This is a genomic window from Pseudomonas sp. A34-9, from assembly GCF_029543085.1.
Classification (GTDB): domain Bacteria; phylum Pseudomonadota; class Gammaproteobacteria; order Pseudomonadales; family Pseudomonadaceae; genus Aquipseudomonas.
In genome coordinates, this window is the sequence record NZ_CP119967.1 from 3,387,796 (window position 1) to 3,410,221 (window position 22,426).

The window sequence follows — 22,426 nt, forward strand, 5'->3', positions numbered from 1 at the left end:
TGGCTTAGATTGGCTCGGCTGTGCGCGCGAGCATTTGCTTGACCAGGCCAATGCGATCGAAGGCGCGGTCGTGCTGCATCTCCTTGTCGCCGGCCAGCACCGAGCTTTCGCTGATGTATTTGCAACGTTCGAAGCGCCGCGCCATGAAGCGCTGCAACTGCTGCTCGACGCTGCTGGTGGCGGACTGCTCGTGAGTGAGCTCTTCGCTGAGCACAATTGCGTCTTCGATGGCCATGCCGGCGCCTTGACCGAGGTGCGGCGTGGTCGCGTGGGCCGCATCGCCAATCAGCAGGACGCGTCCGCGATGCCACGGCTCATCGACAAACACCACTTCCATTGGCTTGTAGACGACCTGGCTGTTGTCCGTGATTTGCTCGCGCAGTTCGCCGATCAGACCGGTAAAGCCTTGCAGGCGCTGGCGCATCTGCGCAGCCAGATCGGCAGGATCCATCCACGGATTGGCGGGCTCGTGGGACGTCAGAAACAGGTACATCAAGTCGCCGGCCAAAGGCACCAGCCCGGCGTTGCCGTCAGTGCTTTGATAGTTGGCCAAATGGTCGATTTGTGGCGCGCGGGGAAAGTTGTAGCGCCACACCGACTGGCCAGTGAAACGCGGGGTGTAGGCATCGCCGAAGACCAGGCTGCGCACTTTGGAGAACAGACCATCGGCGCCGACCACCAGGTCGTAGCTGCCGCGACTGCCGTCGGTAAACAGCACGTCGACCTCTGCGCCGTTGTCGTTCAGCGTTTCCACACTCAAGCCCAAACGTACATTGGCACCGAGTTGCAGGGCGGTTTCGCTGAGGACTTTGTGCAAAGCCAGGCGGGAAATACCGACGTTGGCGGGATACTGCGGGCCGGCGAGGCGTTGACCCGGAATGCGCGCCAGTTGTTGCCCGCCCGGGCCGTAGATAGCGACGTCTTCGAACGCATAAGCGGCATCGAGATAGCCGTCGAGAACGCCCAGCTTGGCCATTTCACGGACGACGTTGCTCTGTTGAATAATCCCGACGCCATAGACTGTCCATTCGGACTTGAGCTCGATCAGGTCGACCTCGATACCTTTACGCCGCAAGGCGATGGCCGCACACAAGCCGCCGATACCACCGCCCACGATCAGAACGTTGTTCACTGCACTCATGGTGTTCTCTCTTTTTATTCTTGTGATCGATGCTGCGTCGGGCACTGCATCGTTGGGTAAAGCTTCCCGGCAAAGCAGGGATTTGACTAATCGCGAGTAGGGATGCGATGTATCGCCGTACGCGATACCTCGATTTATCCCGGCAGCGGCAACTCTTCAGGCATTTGCACCAGCAGCCAGCCATCCTTCTCGCAGCTCGGCAGCGCCTGCAGCGTCTGGCCCAGGCACGGGCCGTAGATGCACTCGCCCGTCGCCGGCAGAAATTGCGCGCCGTGGGCGTAACAGACGATCAGCTGGCCATCGGCGGACAGGAAACGGTCCTTGCGATACTCCAGGCGCACGTCCAGATGCGGACAACGATTGCGATAGACCCGCACCTGATTGTCATGACGCAGGGCAAACACACTGTCGCGCCCCTGCGCCAGCGGATCGAACCCCCGCGCCCGGCCCTCCTCCAGTTCGTCCAGCCGACACAGTGGCTGCGCAATACCGCTCATGATCAGCGCCGCCCTCATCCGAGTTTTGGCGGTGGTCCGCCCGGGGCCCATTTTTCTTTGGCGCTGAACAGGAACAACTGCGAGTTATCCGCCGACAGCGGAGCGCGACGGGCCTCCCAGGCGTCATCGTGCTTATCCATATCGGCGTCATATTCGATGTGGCAGCCCAGCGGACTGTTGAAATACCAGAACCAGTTGGAGCCAAACACGTGACGGCCCGGCCCCCAGAAGCTGGTCCAGCCTTTTTGCTCGAAACGCGTCCCGGCCAGCAGCACTTCGGTGCCACTGCCCATGTGGAAGGTGAAGTGTTCGCAACCCTTCATGTGCGGCGGGGTCTGGATCATGAACAGGCAATGGTGATCGTCAGAACCGGCCGGGCGCATGAACGGCCCGGCGCCAATGAAGGTGTCGGTGGTGCGAAAACCCAAACGCTTGGCGTAAAAGGCTTCAGCTTTTGCCGCATCGGGGACGAAATACACCACGTGCGACAAAGTGCGCGGAACAGCGCTCATATCGAGGGTGATGCCTGGCTGGTTAAGTGGCCGCTGTGGCGCATGGCCGGCGGCGTTGGTCAGGTCATCCGGTGCGCTGTAAGGCTTGCGTACGCTGACCTGAAACGCGATCGCGAAACCCATGTCATCAACGCTGTGCAGCACGCCGTGTTGATCACGGCGAACAACACGATCACGGGCCAGCTCATCTTCGATGGCATCCAGATCGCTGATCGCAGCGACCCCGTAGACCGTCTCGCGAATGGACGGCGCCGGGCCGATCGCCACCGGCAAATCAGGATCGTCGGCTCGGCGGATAATCACGGCGGTGCCGTCCAGCGCTTCGAAGCGCCCGCCTTCGCTGTCAACGCCGACCGGTGCAAGGCCGTAGTCGCGCAGGCAATCGGTGCAGGCTTGAATGTCATCGACGCCAAAAATCAGGGCATCAAGGCCAATGATGTTCATGGCTTACCACTCCATTGAAATTATGATCCGGTGACTGTCGCCATGAACGCCTTGCAGCGCGCCGGGCCTGACTGGAAACCGGTGGTGGTGTCGGCAGCAGGGCCGACTGCGGCGAAGATTGGCGCAAGGGCCGAGCGCTGACTAATCGCGAGTCGGGATGCGACCTATCGGCAAACGCGATACCTGCGACGAAGGTTGACGCGCCGATGGATTCGTTCGAATGTATTGCGAAAATAAATACAAGAACGGACCTGCCCATGCGTTTCAACCATCTGGATCTGAACCTGCTGGTCGCGCTCGATGTATTGCTCGAAGAGCAGAACATCACCCGCGCAGCAGAACGCCTGCACATGACCCAATCCGCCACCAGCGGCGTGCTCGCGCGTTTGCGGACCTACTTTGAGGATGAGTTGCTGGTTCAGGTGGGGCGCAAGATGCAGCCCACGCCCTATGCCACGGAACTGGCCAGACCGGTGCGTGAAGTCCTGCTGACGATTCAGTCCTCAATCACCGCCAAACCGGTGTTCGACCCGGCCACCAGCAAGCGACATTTTCGCTTGGTGACCTCCGACTATCTGATCAGCGTGCTGTTCGCCCAGGTGATCCAGAACATTCATCAGGAAGCGCCCAACATCACCTTCGAAATGCTTGGCCCCAGCGACAATTCCGGCGAGTTGCTGGTACGTGGCGAGGTCGATCTGATGATTGTTCCCGAGCGCTACATCATTGAAGGCCACCCTTCGCGCCTGCTGTTCGAAGAAGAACACGTGTGCGTGGTGTGGCAAGGCAATACGCAAGTCGGCGACACCCTGACCCTTGAGCAGTACATGGAGATGGGCCATGTCTCGGTGGGCTTCGGCCGCACACGGCACATGAGCATCGAAGAATGGTTCATGAATCAATACGGCTTCAATCGGCGTATTGAAGTGATCACCAGCGACTTCAATACCTTGCCGCAACTGATTGTCGGCACACAGCGCATCGCCACGATGCACCAGCGTCTGGCGAACCTCTACGCGCACTATCTGCCGCTGCGCATCCTGCCGCCGCCGGTGAAAATTCCGATCATGCACGAGTACATGTTGTGGCACCGCAGCGTCGACGGTGACCCGATGCACCGCTGGCTGCGCGAACGCATCAGCGAATCCATTCAGCATCTGCAACAGGTGCCCATCGTATCTCGCGATACCTCGTATCCGCCGTCACGATTGGCCAATTAGTCGGGTGATCCTTAACGTGCCTTGGGAATGCCAAGGCAACCATAAGGACAACAACAATCATGTTTCGCTATTTCCCGACCAACTACGTGTGGAATCTCTCTGTCGACCTGGCCATTGAAATGGGCGCCCGCATGGGCGAAATCGAAGCGATGTGCGCCCCTTTGCAGGAGGCTGCTAAACAGCCAGACGCGGCCGGCACCCGTGCCTTTCGCGAGACCTGGGCGAAAATGGCTGACAAGCTCTGCGGTCTGGCCGAAGAAGACGAAGGCAATGGCCGAATGCTCTCGGCTGGCGAAAAATACAACCGCGCCGCCACCTATTATCTGACCTGCGAGCGCCTGCAAGCCCACGGCGCGCCGGGCCGCACCGAGCTGTATCAGCGTTTTCTGCAGACCTTCAAGCGCGGCATCGAGCTGTCGCGTGAAAACTGCGAACGGGTAGAAATCCCGTACGAGGGCAAACATCTTTCCGGCTTGCTCGTGCGCGCCGAAGGCGTCGATGGGCCTGCGCCGATTCTGGTGCAGGTCAACGGTCTGGATTCGACCAAAGAAATGAAATACCGCGTGGGTTTGCCAGCCTGGCTGGCGAAGCGCGGCATCTCTTCGCTGATCATCGACCAGCCCGGCACTGGCGAAGCGTTGCGCCTGCATGGCCTGACCGCACGATTCGACAGTGAGCATTGGGCCAGCCGCGTCGTGGATTGGCTGGAAACCCGAAGCGACGTCGATGCCAAACGTATCGGTCTGGAAGGTGTCTCGTTGGGCGGTTATTACTGCCCGCGTGCGGTTGCATTCGAACCGCGCTTCGCCTGCGGCGTAGTGTGGGGCGCCAACCATGACTGGCGTGATGTGCAAAAGCGTCGACTGGAAAAGGAAGGCAGCTTCCCGGTGCCGCACTACTGGGCGCATGTCTGCTGGGTGTGGGGCGCCAAGGACGTCGACGAGTTCATGACCATCGCCGAAGACGTACACCTTGACGGCGTGCTCGACCGGATCAAGGTGCCGTTCCTGGTGACCCACGGTGAACAGGATTCGCAGATACCGCTGAAATGGGCGCATCGCACCTACGAACAACTGGTCAACAGTCCAAAATGTGAACTGAAAGTCTTCACCGAACGTGAAGGTGGTGTGCAGCATTCGAGCTTCGACAACAGCATCAACGCCGGTCATTACATAGCGGACTGGATCGCCGAAACGCTGGGCGGTCGCACCGCCTGATCACTGAAAAACACACACAAAAAAAACGCCGGACAATCTCTCGATTGTCCGGCGTTTTCGTTAACGGCTGCAGCCCGGCGCTGCTATTGACGCGATCAATGCGCAGCCATCGATGCAATCTGTTGGTCGGCCCCTCGCCTGCTCTTTAGCCTCATGTGCATAACAATCACACAGTGAAAACGCCATGACTGCCCTGCATCTGAAATGCCAGACCCTGTTTGATGGCACTGGACTGGAAACCCGCCAACAACAGACATTGATTGTCGAAAACGGCCTGCTCAGTTACGTCGGGCCCACCGCGCTGGCCCCCGCTCCCCATCCCGGCGATACCCAGCTGGACGCCGGTGATGATTTCGTCATGCCGGGGCTGGTGGACGTGCATACGCATCTGGCCTTCGGTAACGCGCAGAGCGAAGAAGACATTGATCTGTGGACCAGCGACGAATTTCGCGCTTTGCGCGGGATGTTTTTCGCGCAACACGTACTCGCGGCCGGCGTCACCAGCATGGTCTGCCCCGGCGACAGCGGTCAACTCAGCATCGCCGTGCGCAATGCGGTGACCGCTGGTTTGTTTGAAGGTCCGAGGATCGCAGCCAGCAGCCGCGTCATCACCAATCGGCAGAGTCTGAATGATTGGTTCCCGAGTCGGGTGGGCGCCCCGGAATACTTCACCGCGCAGTTGGTCACCAGCCGCAGCGACGCCCTTGCGGAGATCCGCAAGCAGGCCAAGGACGGCGTCGACCTGATCAAGATCGCCATGGACGGCACGCACCGCCGTCCCAATGGCGAAATCATTGCTGCCTTTACCGCCGATGAAACCTTCGAAATGGTCGAGGAAGCGCATCGTCTGGGCTGCAAGGTCGCCACGCATGCCTACGGTCGCGAGGCCGTGATGTACGCGGCGCGCGCAGGCGTTGATCTGGTTTTCCACGCCTTTTACATGGACGACGCGTGCATCGAGGCACTGCTTGAGGCCGGTAGCATCCTTGCCCCGACCATGACGTTCCCGCAGAACACTGTGGATTTCTGCCAGCCCCACGACCCGGCCATCAGCACCGGGTATGCCGGTTATTGTGCACGCACACTGGACGTTGGTTCGGCGGTACTCAAACGCGCCAAAGCGGCCGGCGTACCCTTTGCCTGCGGCAGTGACAGCGGCTTCGCGGTAACGCCTTACGGCGAGTGGCACGCCCGAGAGCTGGAGCTGCTGGTGGCCCGGCTTGGATTCACCCCGGCCGAAGCGTTATACGCCGCGACTGCTGTCGGCGCGCGCTGCATGCCGCGCGGTGAAACCCTCGGCTCACTGCAAGTGGGCAAGCAGGCCGACTTCCTGGTGCTCGACGGCTCGCCACTGGATGATATTCGCATCCTTCAGGATCGTTCACGCCTCAAAGCGGTGTACAAGGCCGGGCAACCGGTGCGCATGGATCGCAGCCCCTACAACCCCAAGCAGGTGTCCGATTTCAACTCGCTGAAATGGACGGATCTATACACCCGCGACCGCGTTGCCCAACTCGGAAAATGGGCCCTATGAGGACACAAGCCATGCAAAGACTGGATCTGCTCACTGCCACAAACATGGCGAGCGATGCCATCCGCATTGCTCGCGAAACCGGGATCAAACCGCTGGGCGTCGCCGTACTGGATGCCGCCGCCCATCCATTGGCGGTTCTGCGCGACGAAAACGCCAGCTTCCTACGCCCGCAAATCGCCGTCGGCAAGGCCCGCGGTTGCCTGGGTATGGGTTTTGGAGGGCGTGAACTGGCGCGACGGGCGCAGGCCATGCCGGCGTTTTTCGATGCGATCAACAGTTTGACCGACGGTGAGGTGATTCCCGTGGCGGGTGGTGTGTTGATCCGTAATGCCGAGGGGGTGGTGCTCGGGGCCATCGGCATCAGTGGCGATACCTCCGACAACGACGAGCGCTGCGCATTGCTGGCCATCGCCAAGGCCGGCCTGGTCGCCGACAACGGCGATCAGCCAGAGGGTTGATCGAGCAATGCGGCCTGTTCCAGGAGCAGGCCGCGAAACCACTGCATGGCCGGGTCATGTGCTTGATAGGGATGCCATTGCAAGACTTGCACGGCCTCGGGGAACGCCAGCGGTGCCGGGTGGACGCGCAAGGGATAACGTTGGGCAAAGCATTGCGCCTGGCGTTGAAACACCGTGGCGATACGTGCGGTGCCGACAATGTACTCCGGCATCAGCACAAAGCTTTCAACGGTCACTGCCACTTGCCGCTCAATCCCGAGTTCATGCAGGTGCACGGCATCCATTGCCAGGTTCTGCCCGTCGGCAAACTCGCGCACCACATGCGTCGCAGCGCAGTAGTCGGCGAGGCTCAGTTGCTCGGCGAACTGTGGCTGTTGGGCGCAGACGATGCAACAGAGCTGGTCAGTCATGAGCGGCACATGGGGATAGGCCGGATTCAACCGTCGCTGCGGCACGATCACGCAATCACTGCGCCGATAATCCAGCGCTTCGCTGACGACATCGCCGTCGCGCGGAACAGGCATGTCACGCAGGCTCAAGCGAATGCCCGGCGCCATGCGCGCCAATGCACGACTGACCGAAGCCAACAGCACGTCGGCGACGTAATCGGAGGCGACCAGGGTGATGTGCCGGTTGCACTGTGCCGGATCAAAATTGAGCGGAGCGTCGACGATTTCCCGGGTCAGTGCCAACGCTGCACGCACTTTTGGCAGCAACGCCTGCCCCAACGCGGTGGGCTCCAGGCGTCGTCCCACCGGCACCAGTAACGGGTCATTGAAATGTTCACGCAAGCGGCCCAGTGCCGAACTGGCCGCTGACTGTCCCAGGCACAGACGCTCGGCCGCCCGGCTGACACTGCATTCACTCAGCAAGGCGTCCAGCGCAACCAACAGATTAAGGTCGAGGCGGCGATATCGCATGTCGGTTCCGTCGAAGGCGGTGGGTCAGGTGTTTGCCCGCAATGACGAGCATGGCCCACAACACATCATGACCTTAACCAGCGGCCTGCCGATGCACCAATCGCATGCGTCGCTGGCAGGTATCGTCGACGGTGATACCTGCCAGTGCGCAGGGCAGCCCGCAGCTTACGACCAGAATCCTTGGTGCGGTTCAGCCGCCTCGCCCTCCAGCATCGGTCCCAGCACACTGACCTTGCGCTGCCCCTTGGCAAACACCTCGCGGCACGGCAGCGAGAACGTCGGGTTCTCAGGATGGTCGCCCGTCAATCCCAGCAACGCATGCTCCGACAAGGCATAAACCACTCGCCCGATCCCCGTCCAATACACCGCCCCGGCACACATGCAGCAAGGTTCGGCGCTGGTGTACAGCGTGCACAATTCAAGCTCTTGCGGCGACAGCAGCTTGGCCGCCGCCGCTGCCGCCACCAACTCCGCGTGTTGAGTGGGATCACCTTCCGGTGGCATCGAGTTGTTCCCCGCTTCGACAATCACCTTGCCGTTGCGGTCGGCTACCAACGCCGCGAACGGATGGCGACCGCGTTGTTTCGATGCCTCGGACAAGGCGATGGTCTGGCGCAACAACGCCAGATCCAGTTCGCTGACGCCAGCCGGGATGAGCTGAGTGAATTGATTCATGGGTAACTCCTTGGGCAGTGGAAAAAACAAAGTCAGTCGGCCAGTTCAGCCGAGGTAGCGCCGATGGTTTCGGTCGATTTTTTTTCATTGTTGAGCAGGATGTTGAGCACGATGGCAGTGATCGCGCCGAGGAAAATCCCGCTGTCGAGCACCAGTTTCAGGGTCGGGCCGACGTGTTCGAACAACGCCGGAAAGGACATCGGCAGCACCCCGACACTCACCGAAACCGCGACGATGATGCCGTTGCGTGTGCCCTCGAACTGGACACGCGACAGTTCCTGAATCCCCGCCACCGTGGTCATGCCGAACATGACGATCGCGCAGCCACCGAGCACTGGCGTCGGCACTGCGGCGATTAACGCGCCGAGTTTCGGGAACAAGCCCATCAGCACCATGATTGCCCCGGCAGCGGCCACGACGAAGCGGCTTTTGACGTTCGAAAGCGCAATCAAACCGGTGTTCTGGGTGAACGCGTTGTAAGGAAAACTGTTGAACAAGCCGCCGAGCATCGTCGACAAGCCGTCGGCGCGAAATGCGTTGCCGAGGGTCTGTTGCGTGGTTGGTTTGCCGGTCAATTTGCCGATCGCCAGGCAGTTGCCGGTGGTCTCGGCCATGATTACCAGCATCGCCAGGGTCATGATCAGAATCGGCACCGGAGCGAATTCCGGCGCTCCGAAGGCCATGGGCGCACTCAGCTCAAACCATGCGGCTTCGCTGACCCGGCTGAAGTGCGTCATGCCGCAGGCCGCGGCGATCAGGCTGCCGATGAACAAGCCAATCAGTACGCTGAGGTTACCGAGGAAGCCCTTGCATTTGGCATAGATCACTAACGTCACGCTGACCGTGGCCAGGCCCAGCAACAGGTTCGCGGGATTACCGAAATCCGCCGCGTCGGGATTGCCGCCGCCCAACCAGATCGCCGCCGCTGGCATCAGCGAGATGCCGATAATGGTGATCAGACTGCCAATCACCACCGGTGGAAAGAAGCGCAGCAAGCGGCTGAACACCGGCGCCAAGGCAATCGTAATGAAGCCTGCGGCAATCACCGCACCGAAAATCTGACTGAGCCCGAACTCTTTACCGATCATGATCATCGGCGCCAGAGCAATGAATGAGCAGCCCTGAATCAGGGGCAGACGCGCGCCGAATTTCCAGAAGCCCAGGGTTTGAATCAGCGTCGCCACGCCGGAGGTCAACAGGTTAGCGTTGATCAGCAACACGATCTGAGCCGAGGTCAGCCCCATCGCACTGCCGAGAATCAGCGGCACCGCCACTGCTCCCGCGTACATCACCAGCACATGCTGCAAGCCAAACGTGAACAACTGTCGCAGTGGCAAAATCTCGTCCACCGGATGAATGCGTTGTGGGGTCATTTCACACGCTCCTGAAGGTGCGGCATCTGTTGAGATTGCGGGCATGCTCAGGGGCGTTTGTGAGAGTGGATTCGCCCCGGAGATCGTTTGTGCGGGGCCATCATTGAGCGTTTATAGCGATGAAACAAATTAGCAATCATCGCTTTTTTCGATGGCACAATCAGGCATTCCTCAGACCCTGCAAACCTCCATTTTCGACCCGGGAGTTCACCGCTTGCGCTTCTCACTCGATCAACTGTTGATGTTCGTCCAAGTGGTCAAAAGCGGATCGTTCTCCGCCGCCGGACGCAAACTGGGCAAGACGCAATCGACCATCAGCGCGGCGATTGCCAACCTCGAAACCGACTTGGGCGTCGACCTGTTCGACCGCAGCAACCGCAGCCCTGCCCTCACCGCCAGTGGCCAAAAATTGTTGGTTCAGGCTGAGTCAGTACTGGAACGCTGCATGACCTTCGAAGCCCATGCCGACTGCCTTTCAGACAACGTCGAACCGAGCCTGACGCTGGCGATTGAAACGCCGTACGGCCCGATCATGCCGGTGCTCAAAGCCTTCGAAGAGGCGTTCCCCTTCGTCGACCTGATCATCCGCCACCCGGTGTACGGCGACGTCAGCGAGCTGGTCAGCAGCGGCGAGGCCGTTCTCGGCGTCGCGTTCTCACAGCCCGGCTATCCCAAAGAACTGGCGTTCCAGCAACTGGGCAAACTGATCATGCTGCACGTCTGCCACCCAGACCATCCGTTAGCGCAACTCGACAACGTCAGCTTCGACGACCTGCATGTCCATCGCCGCCTGGCCTTCAGCGCCCATGCGAGCAAACTGCCGAGCAGCGAATACCTGCGCTCGACCCAGTTGTGGCAAGCGGAAAGTTATCTGGCGTTATTGGAAATGGTCCGCGCCGGACTCGGCTGGGCCACCCTGCCCCGCCAGTTGATTCAGCGTGAACTGGCCAAGGGTGAACTGGTGGAACTGCAGCTCTCGGCGTATCCGCATACGGACTGGCAGATTGGTGTGGATCTGTTGTGGGCGCGACAACGACCGCTAGGTAAGGCGGAGCGCTGGCTGAAGGAGAAATTGCAGGGCAACAAGGTGTATGAGCTGGATCGCAACGGGCAGATCACCACGCTTTGACGTGGGTACAAAGAGGCCCGCCAGAGCGGGCCTCGATTTCAGGCTTTGTCACTACGCCAGTTTGACTGTTTCAGGCTGAGTCTTGTGGTCAGGGCGGATCTTGAACCAGATGGAGTACATCGCCGGCAGGAACACCAGCGTCATGATAGTGCCAACGAACGTGCCGCCGATCAGGGTGTAGGCCAGCGTCCCCCAGAACACCGAGTGTGTCAGGGGCATAAACGCCAGGATGGCCGCAAGCGCCGTCAGCAGCACCGGCCGCGCGCGTTGCACCGTGGCTTCGACCACGGCATGAAAGGGGTCCAGACCTTCTTGCGTGTTGTGATGAATTTGCCCGATCAGAATCAGCGTATTGCGCATCAAGATCCCCGACAGCGCAATCAGCCCCACCAGCGCATTGATGCCAAACGGCTGATTAAAGAGAAGCAGCGTCGGCACCACACCAATCAACCCTAACGGCGAGGTGAGGAAGACCATGATCATCGCCGCGATCGAACGCACCTGCACCATGATGATCAGCAACGTCATGGCGATCATGATCGGCAGCAACGGCAGGATCGCCTTGCCCGCCTTGCCGGATTCCTCGATAGCCCCCGCCTGCTCTATCCGGTAACCGGAAGGCAGGGTCTCGATGATCGGCTGCAACTGCTTGAGGATCACACCCGAAACATCTGGTGGCTGCAGGCCTTCGGCAATGTCGCCACGCACGGTGATGGTCGGGGTGCGGTCACGGCGCCGCAGAATCGGATCCTCCATACGCACATCGACCTCGCCGATCTGCGACAAGGGGATGCGTTGTCCGGCCGCGCCGACCAGGGTGAAACCCCTTATTTGCGCGGGGTCGAGCCTGATATTGCCCGCCGCACGCCCGACGACCTGCACAGAACGAATATCCTCGCGGACCGCCGTGATCGGCACTCCGCTCAGGAGAAACTGCAGTTGCTGGGCGACCGCATTGGAGGTCAGCCCCACAGCTTGCAGGCGGTCCTGATCGAGACTGAAATGCAATGTCGGGGTCAGCGGCCCCCAGTCAGTGTTCACGGTTCTCATCATCGGGCTGTCTTGCAGCACGCCCCGAACCTGCTCGGCGATATCGCGCAACTTCACGGGATCTGGTCCCATCACCCGGTACGCCACCGGAAACGGCGAATAAGGCCCAAACACAATTTGCGACGCCCTGAGACGGGCCTCCGGGGCGAGCCCTTCGGCAACGGCCTGACGAAAACGCAATTTGAGGGTTTCCCGCGCCGCCTCACTGTCCGTGAGCACCACGATCTTGGCGAACGATGGATCGGGCAGTTCTGGCGCCATCGCCAGGAAAAAACGGGGCGCACCTTGCCCGATGTAGGCCGTGACGATTTTTGCCTCACCCTGCTTGTGCAGCCAGGCTTCGACCTTGGCGGCCGTGGCGCTGGTCTGCTCGATCGAAGTGCCGTAGGGCATTTGTACTTCGATCATGACCTCGGGTCGGTCAGACGTCGGGAAGAACTGCTTTTTCACCAGGCCCATGCCCGCCGCCGCCACGAAGAACAGCGAGAAAACCGCTGCCGCGACCAGCCATTTGTGCGCAATAACCTGCGTCAGCACCCGACGGAAGCGGTTGTAACGCGGCGTGTTGTAGATAGCCGCATGGCCACCTTCAACCTTCTTGATGTCCGGCAATAACTTCACGCCCAGATACGGGGTGAACGCCACCGCAACGAGCCAGGACGCGATCAACGCGATGCCGACAATCCAGAACATGTTGCTGGTGTACTCGCCAGCAGTGGACTGTGCAAAACCGTTCGGCAAAAAACCAATCGCAGTCACCAGCGTACCGGCCAACATCGGCGCCGCCGTATGGCTCCAGGCGTAGGCGGACGCTTTGATGCGATCGTAGCCCTCCTCCATTTTCACCACCATCATTTCAATGGCGATGATCGCGTCATCGACCAACAGGCCCAGCGCGAGGATCAATGAGCCGAGGGTAATCCGATCGAAATTCTTGCCGGTGGCGGCCATCACCACGAACACGATCGCCAGAGTCAACGGCACAGCCGCGGCGACCACCACCCCTACTCGCCAGCCCATGCTGAGAAAGCACACGAGCATGACCACCAGCAGCGCGACAAAAAACTTGACCATGAACTCGCCGACAGCGGAGTCGATATTGACCGCCTGGTCGGTGACCTTGGAAAGCGTCATGCCCAATGGCATTTCCACATTGATCCGCGCGGTCTGCGCATCCAGCGCCTTGCCCAGATCCAGACCGTTCCAGCCCTCGCGCATCACCACACCCAGCAGCAGCGCGTCTTCGCCGTTATTGCGCACAACAAAAGTGGCCGGGTCTTCGTAACCGCGTTCGACCGTCGCCACATCAGAAAGCTTGAGTGTGCGCCCCTGCACGAAGACCGGTGTGTCGCGAATTTTTTGCAACTTGTCAAAGGCGCCATCCAGACGCAGAAACACCTGCGGCCCGTTGGTTTCGATGGAGCCGGCGGGCGTCAGCACGTTCTGACTGTTGAGGGCGGCGAAGATGTCCTGCGGTGACAGGCCCAGGGTCGCCAACCGCTCATGAGAAAACGAAACGTAGATGCGCTCGGCTTGCTCACCAATGATGTTGACCTTCTTCACTCCCGGCACATGCAACAGGCGCTGGCGCATGGCTTCTGCATCACGCACCAGCAAGCGCTGCGGCTCGCCTTTGGCTTTGAGGGCGAACAGTGCAAAGGTGACGTCGGAGAATTCATCGTTGACCATTGGCCCGATGACTCCGGCGGGCAACTTGATGGCTTCATCGTCGAGTTTCTTGCGCGCTTGATAGAACTCCTCCTGCACTTGCGAGGGCGGCGTGCTATCGAGCAACGACACCATCGTGAACGCGAGTCCCGGACGGGTATAGGTTTCCGAGCGGTCGTACCACTTGAGCTCTTGCAGGCGCTTTTCAAGGGGCTCGGCGACCTGATCCTGCATCTCTTGCGCTGTCGCGCCCGGCCACGCAGTGATGACCGTCAACTGCTTGACCGTGAACGGTGGATCTTCGGCACGCCCCAGCTGAAAGAACGACAACGTCCCTGCAACTGCGATCAGAAATATCAGAAAGACCGTGATCGCTCGCTCGCGTACGGCGATGGCGGAAATATTGAATCGTCCCTCGATCATGGGCGACTCCCGGCAACGCGGGCTTCGCTCTGCGGCAGCAACCTCACCTCTTCGCCATCACGCAGCAAATGGGCGCCGAGCGCAACAACCTGCTCACCGGCATTGAGGCCCGCAGCGATACGTACCGAATCATCGCTCAATCCCGACACCTGAACCGCTCGCCAATTCACCTTTGCCGGTGCACCGGCGATCACCCAGACACCCGGACCTTTGCCCGCGTCGTAAACAGCTGCGATGGGGACTTGTAACGCCGGTGTCTGGCTGGCGCCCTCGGCAATTTTGAGGGTCACTGTTGCACCGATCGGCGCATTGGCCAGCGGCCCCTCGAGCACATAGCGCGCCTCAAACGTGCGCGTTGTTTGATCGGCCGAGTCCGAAAGCAGCCGCAGTTTCACCGTAACCGCCGCTGAATCCACCCCGTAGAGGCTCGCTTGCGCGGTAGAACCCGCAGCCGGACGCAGGGTTTCCGGCAGATGTACGATGGCTTCGCGTTGACCGGCGCGCGCCAGGCGCACCACCGGTTGTCCCGGGCTGATGACTTGTCCAGGTTCGGCGAGTGTTTCCACCACCACGCCGTCCGCATCAGCGACCAGCAGCGCATAACCTGAAGCATTACGCGCGACGTCCGCTTGCGCTTGCGCGGCGTTTAGCTGCGCTTTTGCAGTCTCGGCGGCGGCTCTGAACTGATCGTAGGCTGATGCCGAAATGGCGCCAACGCCGACCAGTTTGCGATAGCGAGCCTCATCGTCGGCCGTCTGTTTGGCGCGGGCGTGAGCTGCAATGACCGCCGCCTGCTGCGCCCGCGCTTGCAGCCCGAGGTCGATCGGGTCGAGCCGCATCAGCGGCTGCCCTCGCTTGACGGCCTGTCCCGTATCAACCAGACGTTCGAGTACCTTGCCCGATACACGAAAACCCAAGTCGCCCTGAACGCGCGCCGCGACCACGCCGGTGAAAGCGCGAGCGACAGCGGGTGACGTTTGAACAGCAGCGGATCTGACCAGCGGCGCCTGCGTACGGGGATCTGCAACGCTGGCAGATTCGCCACAGGCGGTCAGGGCAAAAGGCAACAAGCATGCGGCAATGGGGAAAGGTCGGAGCCGGCGCATAGATTCCCTTACTGAGGAATAGGATGGTCATCATATTCTCAGTCTTGTGACCAATATCGTCAATGGTCACCCATCGAGAAATAACTGCATCCTGACCAGCAGCAATATTGGACTATCAATCGTCTGAGGGCGCGACTCGCTATTGCTATGGTTACCTGACATCCAGGCGTGCATGTAGTCATATCATTCATATGACCAATTCAGTCAATAGTCACTAAGAGCGTGTCGCCTTGAATTGATTCGCCTGAGAATTTTGCTCAGGGAAGGGTCAAGGCATGAGGCTGCGCAGGATGAGATTGGTGGTCAGCGTGGGCGCTTGCTCGATCAGATCCAGATTGTGTTGCAACAGCAGCGGGTTGACGAAAGGTCGCAGCGCCAGATTGATCGCCTCGACGGTCTCGTCCAGCGGCGTCTTGCGTTCGAACTCCCCCGCTTCTCGACCTTGACGCACGATGTCGAAGATAAAGCCCTTGATCTGCGCTTCATACACCTGGGCACTGTTCCAGCGCTCCGATGCGGAAAACGCCGCGATGTCGTAGAGCTTGCGATCGTTGAAGAACAGGTCCACACCCGTGGCGATCACGGTTTTCACCAATCGGCGCAGACGCTCGGTCGCTGAAATGGCTTCTGCGTTAACCGCCTGTTCGACAGCGGCAGCGATCTGGCCCAGACAATTGGCGCAAATGGCCTCGCCAATCGCCTGCTTGGAATCAAAGAATTTATAGATGTACGCTTTGGAAAAACCGATGGCCTTGGCCAAATCGGAAACCGTGGTTTTAGCGTAGCCATACTGGCTGAAGTGTTCGTTGGCCGCAGCGACAATCTGGTCACGAATGTCGTGCTCGGCGGGGCCACGAGTGCTCGGCGAGGAGGTAGATAGAGATGGCTGGTTCATGAGGGCAGCTTACTCACCCCATCAAGGACTGACAACTCGCCGAGCATTGTTCAACTGTTCACCGCGAGCTTGTCACACCACGGTGGCTGCAATCATTCTGGAACGCCAGGCAAACGCCAACACCATCAGCAGCCCCAGGCCCGCCATCGCCGCTCCGGCCAGAGAAATCGCCGGATAACCCAGACCCGCGTTGATCACCGCGCCACCCAGCGCCGCGCCAATCGCGTTGCCGAAATTGAAAGCGCCAATGTTCACTGCCGAGGCGAGATTGGGTGCGTCCTTGGCCGCTTCCATCACGCGCATCTGTAGCGGTGGCACCAGGGCAAAGCTGGCGATCCCCCAAATCAGGATGGCCACGGCGGCCGGGAGCGGCCAACGCATCAGTACGGTGAACGCCAACAAGACCAGAATCAGTACGCTCAGCGAGACGATCAGCGTGCGATCAATCGAGCGGTCAGCGGCCTTGCCGCCCCACATGTTGCCCAGCGTCAACCCGACACCGTAGAGCACCAGCATGGCGGTGATGTAAGCGGTTGACGCATGGGTTTCATTGCTGAGGATCGGTGCGATGTAAGTGAACACGGTAAACATGGCGCTCGAACCGACGACGGTCAGGGCCAGCGCGCCCAACACCGGACCGCGCCCCAATACCCGAATTTCCGCCATGACACCGACGCTTTGCGGCGCCCGCACATTGGGCAGGGCAAACCACAGCGCGACCATGGTCACCACGCCCAGGCCGGTAATGCCCCAGAAAGCGGTGCGCCAGCCGTACAGTTCGCCAAACCAGGCTGCCAGCGGCACACCGCCGATGGTCGCCAGGGTCAGGCCCATAAACATCGCAGCAACCGCCCCGGCACGTTTCTCAGGGGCGACCACGCTGGCGGCGACAATGGAGCCAACGCCAAAAAATGCACCATGGTTCAGTGAGGTCACCACCCGGGCGACCATGAGACTGTAGTAATCGGTGGCCAAGGCCGACATCAGATTACCCAGGGTGAAAATCGCCATGAGTCCGATCAGCAGATAGCGTCGGGGAATCTTGCCCGTGGTCAGGGTCATCAGCGGAGCGCCGAGCAACACACCCAACGCATAAGCACTGACCAGCAAACCGGCAGCGGGAATGGAAACGCCCAGATCCGCAGCGATACCCGGCAACATGCCCATGGGGGCGAATTCTGTTACGCCGATGCCAAAGGCACCGATGGCGAGTGCAACAAGTGGTGGATTGATACGCATGGAAGGCTCCTTATCTATGCGGCTAATGCTACGATCCCGTCATTTCGGGCGGTAGATAGCATTTTTGGCAATCACCTTTGCGCAGGAGGCACAAGTGGATTTCAACGGCAGGTCAGGTGACATGAGCGTATTCACCACCGTGGCGCAGGAAGGCAGTCTGTCGGCCGCCGCGCGTGTGTTGGGCCTGACACCCTCGGCAGTCAGTCGGATCATCGCGCGTACCGAGCAGCGCCTTGGCACCCGCCTGCTCTTGCGCACCACCCGGGCGATCACCTTCACGGCCGAGGGCGAAGCGTTTCTGCGCGGCGCCCGACGTATCCTGGCCGACATGGACGAGGTCGAAGAAGCCATCGCTGACCAGGGCGTACCCAAAGGGCGATTGCGGGTCAGTGCCGCCCTTGGCCATGGACGGCTCGCCATCGTTCCCTTGGTCGCCGCATTCAGCGCCCTTTACCCGAACATTGTCGTCGACCTCACCCTCGGCGACGAAGTGGTCGACATTCTTGGCGGGCAGGCCGACGTCGCGGTCCGCTTTGGCCATCTGCCCGACAGCCCGCTGACCGCGCGCAGGATCGGCGACACCGGCCAGGTCGTGGTGGCATCGCCCGGTTATTTGCAGCGTCACGGCATCCCCCAGCAACCGGAAGACCTGCTACAGCACAACTGCCTGCGCTTCAATTTCAAGCGTGCCGAACCCAACTGGCCGTTCATCCGCGATGGCAAAGAGTTTTCCCTGAAGGTCAGCGGCAACATCGAATGCAGCAGTGGTGAAGCGCTGGCACAACTTGCACGAGTCGGTGCCGGCATTGCACGTATCGGTGAGTTCAGCGTGCGCGAGGATCTACAGCGCGGCGACTTGATTGCGCTATTGGGGGACTGCAATCCCGGGGATGAGGAACCGATCCATGCGGTGTTCGTTGGCGGAGCAACAATGCCGGCGCGGGTGCGATTGTTCGTGGACTTTTTGCTGGAGCATCACCGGATGTAAGCTCCCGCCCGCAGCCCTGCACCGTCGCGAATGAAACAAGGCGATCGCATTATCGCGCCCCCTGCTGATACTCCCGAGGTGTACAACCCAACTCCCGTCGAAACACCGTGTGCAAATACTGCGCAGATTTAAACCCACAACTGCGCGCCACGTCGGCAATCACCGAGTCAGTATTTTTCAAGCCGGCGGTGGCCGCTGCCAGTTTGAAACGCAGGATCTCGTCGTGCACGCTGCAACCGCGCTCGGTGCGAAAATGCGCTTCGAGTGACGACCGCGAAACGCCGACATAAGCCGCCACCTGCGCCGTTTTGATGCCTTGGCAAGCATATTGGCGAATGAACAGCAGCGCTTGCATGACGTACGGATTGCCCAATGGCTGGTGCAAGCTCGACACCTGCACGTTGACCGCATCAGGAGGAATGAGGATCTGCGAGCCGGTGGACGGCATGCCGTGCAGCATCTGGTGGAGTAATTGCGCGGCGGTACGGCCCATGGTTTCGGTGCCCTGGATGACCGAGCTCAGGGGCACTCGGGTCAGGCTGCGGGTCAGCGGATCATTGTCGATGCCAATCAATGCCACCTGCTCCGGAACGGCGATGCCGGCGGTCAGACAGGCTTGCAGCAACTGGCGCGCGCGGGCGTCGCTGACGGCGATGATGCCGATGGGTTTGGGCAGGCTTTGCAGCCAGGCGATCAGTTGTTCGACGGCGCTGTCCCACAGCGGTGCACTGGTGCCCATGCCGCGATAGATTTCGCCGTGCAGGCCGTCGCGCTGCATCAGTTTGCGAAAGGCTTTTTCGCGCTCCTGCGCCCAGCGATTGGCCTGCGCTTCAGGCAGGCTGAAGCAGGCAAAGCGCTGCAGTCCCGCCTCGATCAAATGCGAGTAAGCCAGGTTGATCAGCGCATGGTTATCGGTGGCGACGTAGGGAATCGCTTTCGGATAGGCGCGCTTATCCTCGTACGAGCCCCCTACCGCTACCACCGGCATCTGGATATCGGCCAACGCCTCGCCAATCAGCGGATCGTCGAAGTCGGCAATGATCCCGTCACCCTGCCAGCGCTCGATGCCTTTCAAACGGCAGAGAAAATCCTCTTCCAGAAACAGGTCCCAGGAGGCACGGGTGCTGCTCAGGTAGTTGCCGATGCCGCTGATGATGCCGCGGTCGTAGATCTTGCTGCCGTTGAACAACAGCGCGATGCGGTGCACAGGCGGGACTGTTTTCATTGTTTTTATGCTTGTTCGAGGCCCCTTGTTTGGGAGGCGATTGGCACAGACTAGGCGCGTGGGCGACGAAGCTCAATACGCAAAATCGCACTCGGTGTTGATGTTTTTCATAATCAGCAGGGTCGGGGCCGTTGCTAGTATCGAGACACCGCCAAGAACAACAAGGACAAGGTCCATGCCGTACTTCCCCGATGTCGAGCCGATTCGCTACGAAGGCCCGGATAGCGATTCTCCCCTCTCCTTTCGTCACTACGACGCCGACAAACTCATCCTCGGCAAACCCATGCGCGAACACCTGCGCATGGCCGCCTGTTACTGGCACACGTTCGTCTGGCCGGGTTCCGATGTGTTCGGCGCGGGGACGTTCAAGCGACCATGGCAACACGCCGGCGACCCGATGGAAATGGCCATCGGCAAAGCAGCCGCCGCCTTCGAATTTTTCTCCAAACTGGGTATCGACTATTACTGCTTCCATGACACCGATGTCGCCCCGGAAGGCCAGTCGCTCAAGGAGTACCGCAACCACTTCGCGCAAATGGTTGATCACCTCGAGCAACACCAGGAAGAAAGCGGCATCAAGCTGCTGTGGGGCACCGCCAACTGCTTCAGCAATCCGCGCTTCGCCGCAGGTGCCGCGAGCAACCCCGATCCGGAAGTGTTCGCCTGCGCCGCTGCTCAGGTGTTCAGCGCCATGAACGCAACCCAGCGCTTGAAAGGCGCCAACTACGTGTTGTGGGGCGGTCGCGAAGGCTATGAAACCCTGCTCAACACAGACTTGAAACGCGAGCGTGAACAACTGGGGCGCTTTATGCGCATGGTGGTCGAGCACAAGCACAAGATCGGTTTTACCGGCGACCTGCTGATCGAACCGAAGCCGCAGGAGCCGACCAAGCACCAATACGATTACGACAGCGCCACTGTGTTCGGCTTTCTCCAGCAGTACGGGCTGGAGCACGAAATCAAGGTCAACATCGAGGCCAACCACGCGACACTGGCCGGACATAGCTTCCATCACGAGATTGCGACGGCGGTCTCGCTGGGGATTTTCGGCAGCATCGACGCCAATCGGGGTGATCCGCAGAACGGCTGGGACACCGATCAATTCCCCAACAGCGTCGAAGAAATGACCCTGGCCACTTACGAAATCCTCAAGGCCGGCGGGTTCAAGAATGGCGGCTTCAACTTCGACTCCAAGGTGCGCCGGCAAAGCCTCGATCAGATTGACCTGTTCCATGGCCACGTCGGCGCGATGGATGTTCTCGCCCTGTCCCTGGAGCGCGCTGCGGCCATGGTTCAGAACGACCGGCTTCAACAGCTCAAGGATCAACGCTACGCCGGCTGGCAGCAACCGTTCGGGCAGGCGGTGATGGCCGGTGACTTCAACCTTGAGTCGTTGGCCGAGCACGCATTCACCAACGAGTTAAACCCGCAAGCCGTCAGCGGCCGCCAGGAAATGCTCGAAAACGTCGTCAACCGGTTTATCTATCGCTGATCACACAGGGAGTCTGCGGGCGCGACCACGCGGTGACATTTCTACGACAAATCTGTGCCTGCGGCGTCTGCGGATTCTCTACAGTTTTACCAGCCCGATACTCATCGTCAGGCCGTGTCTTTCCAACAACAATAAAAGGACGCCCCACTATGAAGAACGTAAAACGCACGTTATTGGCCACTGCCCTGGCGTTGCTGTCACTGCCGGTGATGGCTGACGCAGCCCACCCGAAAATCGGCTTCTCCATTGATGACCTGCGGCTGGAACGCTGGTCGCGTGACCGTGACTACTTCGTTGCGGCGGCCGAGAAAATGGACGCCAAGGTCTTCGTGCAATCGGCCGATGCCAACGAGCAGAAGCAGATTTCCCAGATCGAAAACCTGATTTCCCGGGGTGTCGATGTCATCGTCATCGTGCCGTTCAACGCCACGGTGCTGACCAACGCGGTGGCCGAAGCGAAGAAAGCCGGGATCAAGGTCGTGTCCTATGACCGGCTGATTCTCAACGCCGATATCGACGCCTACATTTCCTTCGATAACGAAAAGGTCGGTGAGATGCAGGCCAGCGGTGTGCTGAATGCAGCGCCCAAGGGCAATTACTTTTTGCTCGGCGGAGCGCCCACCGACAACAACGCCAAAGTCTTGCGTGAAGGCCAGATGAAAGTGCTGCAACCGGCCATCGACAAGGGCGATATCAAGATCGTCGGCCAACAGTGGGTGAAGGAATGGAACCCGACCGAAGCGCTGAGCATTGTGGAAAACGCGCTGACCCGCAACGACAACAAAATCGACGGCATCGTCGCCTCCAACGACGCCACGGCCGGTGGTGCGATCCAGGCACTGGCGGCGCAGCAACTGGCCGGCAAGGTGCCGATTTCCGGGCAGGACGCTGACCTTGCAGCGGTCAAACGCGTGATCGCCGGCACGCAAACCATGACCGTGTACAAACCGTTGAAACTCATCGCCAGCGAAGCGGCCAAGCTCTCGGTGCAACTGGCGCGCAACGAAAAACCCGCCTACAGCTCGCAGTACGACAATGGCAGCAAAAAAGTCGACACCATCCTGCTCACGCCAACCCCGTTGACCAAGGACAACATCGACCTGCTGGAACAGGACGGCTTCTACACCAAGGCGCAAATCGCCGGGAAGTGATCACATCACAAATCCCCGGTTATGCGAAAACCCTTGTGGGAGCGAGCTTGCTCGCGAATGCGGTGTGTC

Annotated in this window: 19 protein-coding genes; 8 read left to right on the forward strand and 11 right to left on the reverse strand. The window is 60.1% G+C overall.

The window, feature by feature from the left end; translation table 11 throughout:
- Positions 1-4: 4 nt before the first annotated feature.
- The 3 genes from P3G59_RS15035 to P3G59_RS15045 form a co-directional block, all read right to left on the reverse strand.
- Entirely contained in the window at positions 5-1,141 is a 1,137-nt protein-coding gene (locus P3G59_RS15035) for an FAD-dependent oxidoreductase (protein WP_277757849.1), read from the reverse strand.
- A gap of 134 nt (positions 1,142-1,275) precedes the next feature.
- Positions 1,276-1,638: a Rieske (2Fe-2S) protein gene (locus tag P3G59_RS15040; RefSeq protein ID WP_277757850.1), complete on the reverse strand. Its 363-nt coding sequence runs from the start codon at positions 1,636-1,638 to the stop codon at positions 1,276-1,278.
- A 14-nt stretch (positions 1,639-1,652) separates the two neighbouring features.
- Entirely contained in the window at positions 1,653-2,594 is a 942-nt protein-coding gene (locus P3G59_RS15045) for a VOC family protein (RefSeq protein WP_277757851.1), read from the reverse strand.
- Between the two features lie 257 nt (positions 2,595-2,851).
- Between P3G59_RS15045 and P3G59_RS15050 the strand changes: the two genes are divergently transcribed.
- From P3G59_RS15050 to P3G59_RS15065, 4 genes are all read left to right on the forward strand, one after another.
- Positions 2,852-3,814 carry a LysR family transcriptional regulator gene (locus P3G59_RS15050; protein ID WP_277757852.1) on the forward strand — a complete coding sequence of 321 codons (963 nt, stop codon included), beginning with the start codon at positions 2,852-2,854 and terminating at the stop codon, positions 3,812-3,814.
- Between the two features lie 59 nt (positions 3,815-3,873).
- A complete protein-coding gene (locus tag P3G59_RS15055; protein ID WP_277757853.1) occupies positions 3,874-5,031 on the forward strand; it encodes a prolyl oligopeptidase family serine peptidase in 1,158 nt (385 codons plus the stop codon).
- A gap of 184 nt (positions 5,032-5,215) precedes the next feature.
- Positions 5,216-6,565: an amidohydrolase family protein gene (locus P3G59_RS15060; protein WP_277757854.1), complete on the forward strand. Its 1,350-nt coding sequence runs from the start codon at positions 5,216-5,218 to the stop codon at positions 6,563-6,565.
- Positions 6,566-6,576: 11 nt separating this feature from the next.
- Positions 6,577-7,023: a heme-binding protein gene (locus tag P3G59_RS15065; RefSeq protein WP_277757855.1), complete on the forward strand. Its 447-nt coding sequence runs from the start codon at positions 6,577-6,579 to the stop codon at positions 7,021-7,023.
- Here the strand turns inward: P3G59_RS15065 and P3G59_RS15070 are convergent.
- From P3G59_RS15070 to P3G59_RS15080, 3 genes are all read right to left on the reverse strand, one after another.
- Positions 7,008-7,943: a LysR family transcriptional regulator gene (locus tag P3G59_RS15070; RefSeq protein WP_277757856.1), complete on the reverse strand. Its 936-nt coding sequence runs from the start codon at positions 7,941-7,943 to the stop codon at positions 7,008-7,010. The genes P3G59_RS15065 and P3G59_RS15070 overlap by 16 nt on opposite strands.
- Before the next feature lie 165 nt (positions 7,944-8,108).
- Positions 8,109-8,618 carry a nucleoside deaminase gene (locus tag P3G59_RS15075; protein ID WP_277757857.1) on the reverse strand — a complete coding sequence of 170 codons (510 nt, stop codon included), beginning with the start codon at positions 8,616-8,618 and terminating at the stop codon, positions 8,109-8,111.
- A 32-nt stretch (positions 8,619-8,650) separates the two neighbouring features.
- Positions 8,651-9,991, reverse strand: a complete 1,341-nt coding sequence (locus tag P3G59_RS15080) for a nucleobase:cation symporter-2 family protein (protein ID WP_277757858.1) — start codon at positions 9,989-9,991, stop codon at positions 8,651-8,653.
- Between the two features lie 214 nt (positions 9,992-10,205).
- On the opposite strand from P3G59_RS15080, the gene P3G59_RS15085 reads away from it, so the two are divergent.
- Positions 10,206-11,120, forward strand: a complete 915-nt coding sequence (locus tag P3G59_RS15085) for a LysR family transcriptional regulator (RefSeq protein ID WP_277757859.1) — start codon at positions 10,206-10,208, stop codon at positions 11,118-11,120.
- 51 nt (positions 11,121-11,171) lie between these two features.
- On the opposite strand, the gene P3G59_RS15090 is transcribed toward P3G59_RS15085, so the two are convergent.
- The 4 genes from P3G59_RS15090 to P3G59_RS15105 form a co-directional block, all read right to left on the reverse strand.
- The gene (locus tag P3G59_RS15090; RefSeq protein WP_277757860.1) at positions 11,172-14,261 is read right to left on the reverse strand and encodes an efflux RND transporter permease subunit; all 3,090 of its coding nucleotides are present in this window, start codon (positions 14,259-14,261) and stop codon (positions 11,172-11,174) included.
- Positions 14,258-15,367 carry an efflux RND transporter periplasmic adaptor subunit gene (locus P3G59_RS15095; protein WP_277757861.1) on the reverse strand — a complete coding sequence of 370 codons (1,110 nt, stop codon included), beginning with the start codon at positions 15,365-15,367 and terminating at the stop codon, positions 14,258-14,260. Before P3G59_RS15095 ends, P3G59_RS15090 begins: the two co-directional genes overlap by 4 nt.
- 268 nt (positions 15,368-15,635) lie before the next feature.
- The gene (locus P3G59_RS15100; protein WP_103301970.1) at positions 15,636-16,262 is read right to left on the reverse strand and encodes a TetR/AcrR family transcriptional regulator; all 627 of its coding nucleotides are present in this window, start codon (positions 16,260-16,262) and stop codon (positions 15,636-15,638) included.
- A 72-nt stretch (positions 16,263-16,334) separates the two neighbouring features.
- Positions 16,335-17,501 carry an MFS transporter gene (locus tag P3G59_RS15105; RefSeq protein WP_277757862.1) on the reverse strand — a complete coding sequence of 389 codons (1,167 nt, stop codon included), beginning with the start codon at positions 17,499-17,501 and terminating at the stop codon, positions 16,335-16,337.
- Positions 17,502-17,595: 94 nt separating this feature from the next.
- On the opposite strand from P3G59_RS15105, the gene P3G59_RS15110 reads away from it, so the two are divergent.
- Positions 17,596-18,489 (forward strand): LysR family transcriptional regulator, encoded by an 894-nt coding sequence (locus tag P3G59_RS15110; protein ID WP_277757863.1) that lies wholly within the window; start codon positions 17,596-17,598, stop codon positions 18,487-18,489.
- Between the two features lie 49 nt (positions 18,490-18,538).
- On the opposite strand, the gene P3G59_RS15115 is transcribed toward P3G59_RS15110, so the two are convergent.
- The gene (locus P3G59_RS15115) at positions 18,539-19,714 is read right to left on the reverse strand and encodes a XylR family transcriptional regulator (RefSeq protein ID WP_277757864.1); all 1,176 of its coding nucleotides are present in this window, start codon (positions 19,712-19,714) and stop codon (positions 18,539-18,541) included.
- Positions 19,715-19,889: 175 nt separating this feature from the next.
- Between P3G59_RS15115 and xylA the strand changes: the two genes are divergently transcribed.
- Positions 19,890-21,206: a xylose isomerase gene (gene xylA, locus P3G59_RS15120; RefSeq protein WP_277757865.1), complete on the forward strand. Its 1,317-nt coding sequence runs from the start codon at positions 19,890-19,892 to the stop codon at positions 21,204-21,206.
- A 149-nt stretch (positions 21,207-21,355) separates the two neighbouring features.
- Complete coding sequence (gene xylF / locus P3G59_RS15125) at positions 21,356-22,357, forward strand: D-xylose ABC transporter substrate-binding protein (protein WP_277757866.1); 1,002 nt, start codon at positions 21,356-21,358, stop codon at positions 22,355-22,357.
- The last annotated feature ends 69 nt before the right edge of the window (positions 22,358-22,426 follow it).

Bases quoted from the DNA above. Each gene is read 5' to 3' on its own strand.
- P3G59_RS15115 (WP_277757864.1), bottom strand. From the start codon at position 19,714: ATGAAAACAGTCCCGCCTGTGCACCGCATCGCGCTGTTGTTCAACGGC.
- P3G59_RS15040 (WP_277757850.1), bottom strand. From the start codon at position 1,638: ATGAGCGGTATTGCGCAGCCACTGTGTCGGCTGGACGAACTGGAGGAG.
- P3G59_RS15070 (WP_277757856.1), bottom strand. From the start codon at position 7,943: ATGCGATATCGCCGCCTCGACCTTAATCTGTTGGTTGCGCTGGACGCC.
- P3G59_RS15090 (WP_277757860.1), bottom strand. From the start codon at position 14,261: ATGATCGAGGGACGATTCAATATTTCCGCCATCGCCGTACGCGAGCGA.
- P3G59_RS15035 (WP_277757849.1), bottom strand. From the start codon at position 1,141: ATGAGTGCAGTGAACAACGTTCTGATCGTGGGCGGTGGTATCGGCGGC.
- P3G59_RS15075 (WP_277757857.1), bottom strand. From the start codon at position 8,618: ATGAATCAATTCACTCAGCTCATCCCGGCTGGCGTCAGCGAACTGGAT.
- P3G59_RS15100 (WP_103301970.1), bottom strand. From the start codon at position 16,262: ATGAACCAGCCATCTCTATCTACCTCCTCGCCGAGCACTCGTGGCCCC.
- xylA (WP_277757865.1), top strand. From the start codon at position 19,890: ATGCCGTACTTCCCCGATGTCGAGCCGATTCGCTACGAAGGCCCGGAT.
- xylF (WP_277757866.1), top strand. From the start codon at position 21,356: ATGAAGAACGTAAAACGCACGTTATTGGCCACTGCCCTGGCGTTGCTG.
- P3G59_RS15055 (WP_277757853.1), top strand. From the start codon at position 3,874: ATGTTTCGCTATTTCCCGACCAACTACGTGTGGAATCTCTCTGTCGAC.
- P3G59_RS15065 (WP_277757855.1), top strand. From the start codon at position 6,577: ATGCAAAGACTGGATCTGCTCACTGCCACAAACATGGCGAGCGATGCC.
- P3G59_RS15080 (WP_277757858.1), bottom strand. From the start codon at position 9,991: ATGACCCCACAACGCATTCATCCGGTGGACGAGATTTTGCCACTGCGA.
- P3G59_RS15060 (WP_277757854.1), top strand. From the start codon at position 5,216: ATGACTGCCCTGCATCTGAAATGCCAGACCCTGTTTGATGGCACTGGA.
- P3G59_RS15050 (WP_277757852.1), top strand. From the start codon at position 2,852: ATGCGTTTCAACCATCTGGATCTGAACCTGCTGGTCGCGCTCGATGTA.
- P3G59_RS15045 (WP_277757851.1), bottom strand. From the start codon at position 2,594: ATGAACATCATTGGCCTTGATGCCCTGATTTTTGGCGTCGATGACATT.
- P3G59_RS15105 (WP_277757862.1), bottom strand. From the start codon at position 17,501: ATGCGTATCAATCCACCACTTGTTGCACTCGCCATCGGTGCCTTTGGC.
- P3G59_RS15095 (WP_277757861.1), bottom strand. From the start codon at position 15,367: ATGCGCCGGCTCCGACCTTTCCCCATTGCCGCATGCTTGTTGCCTTTT.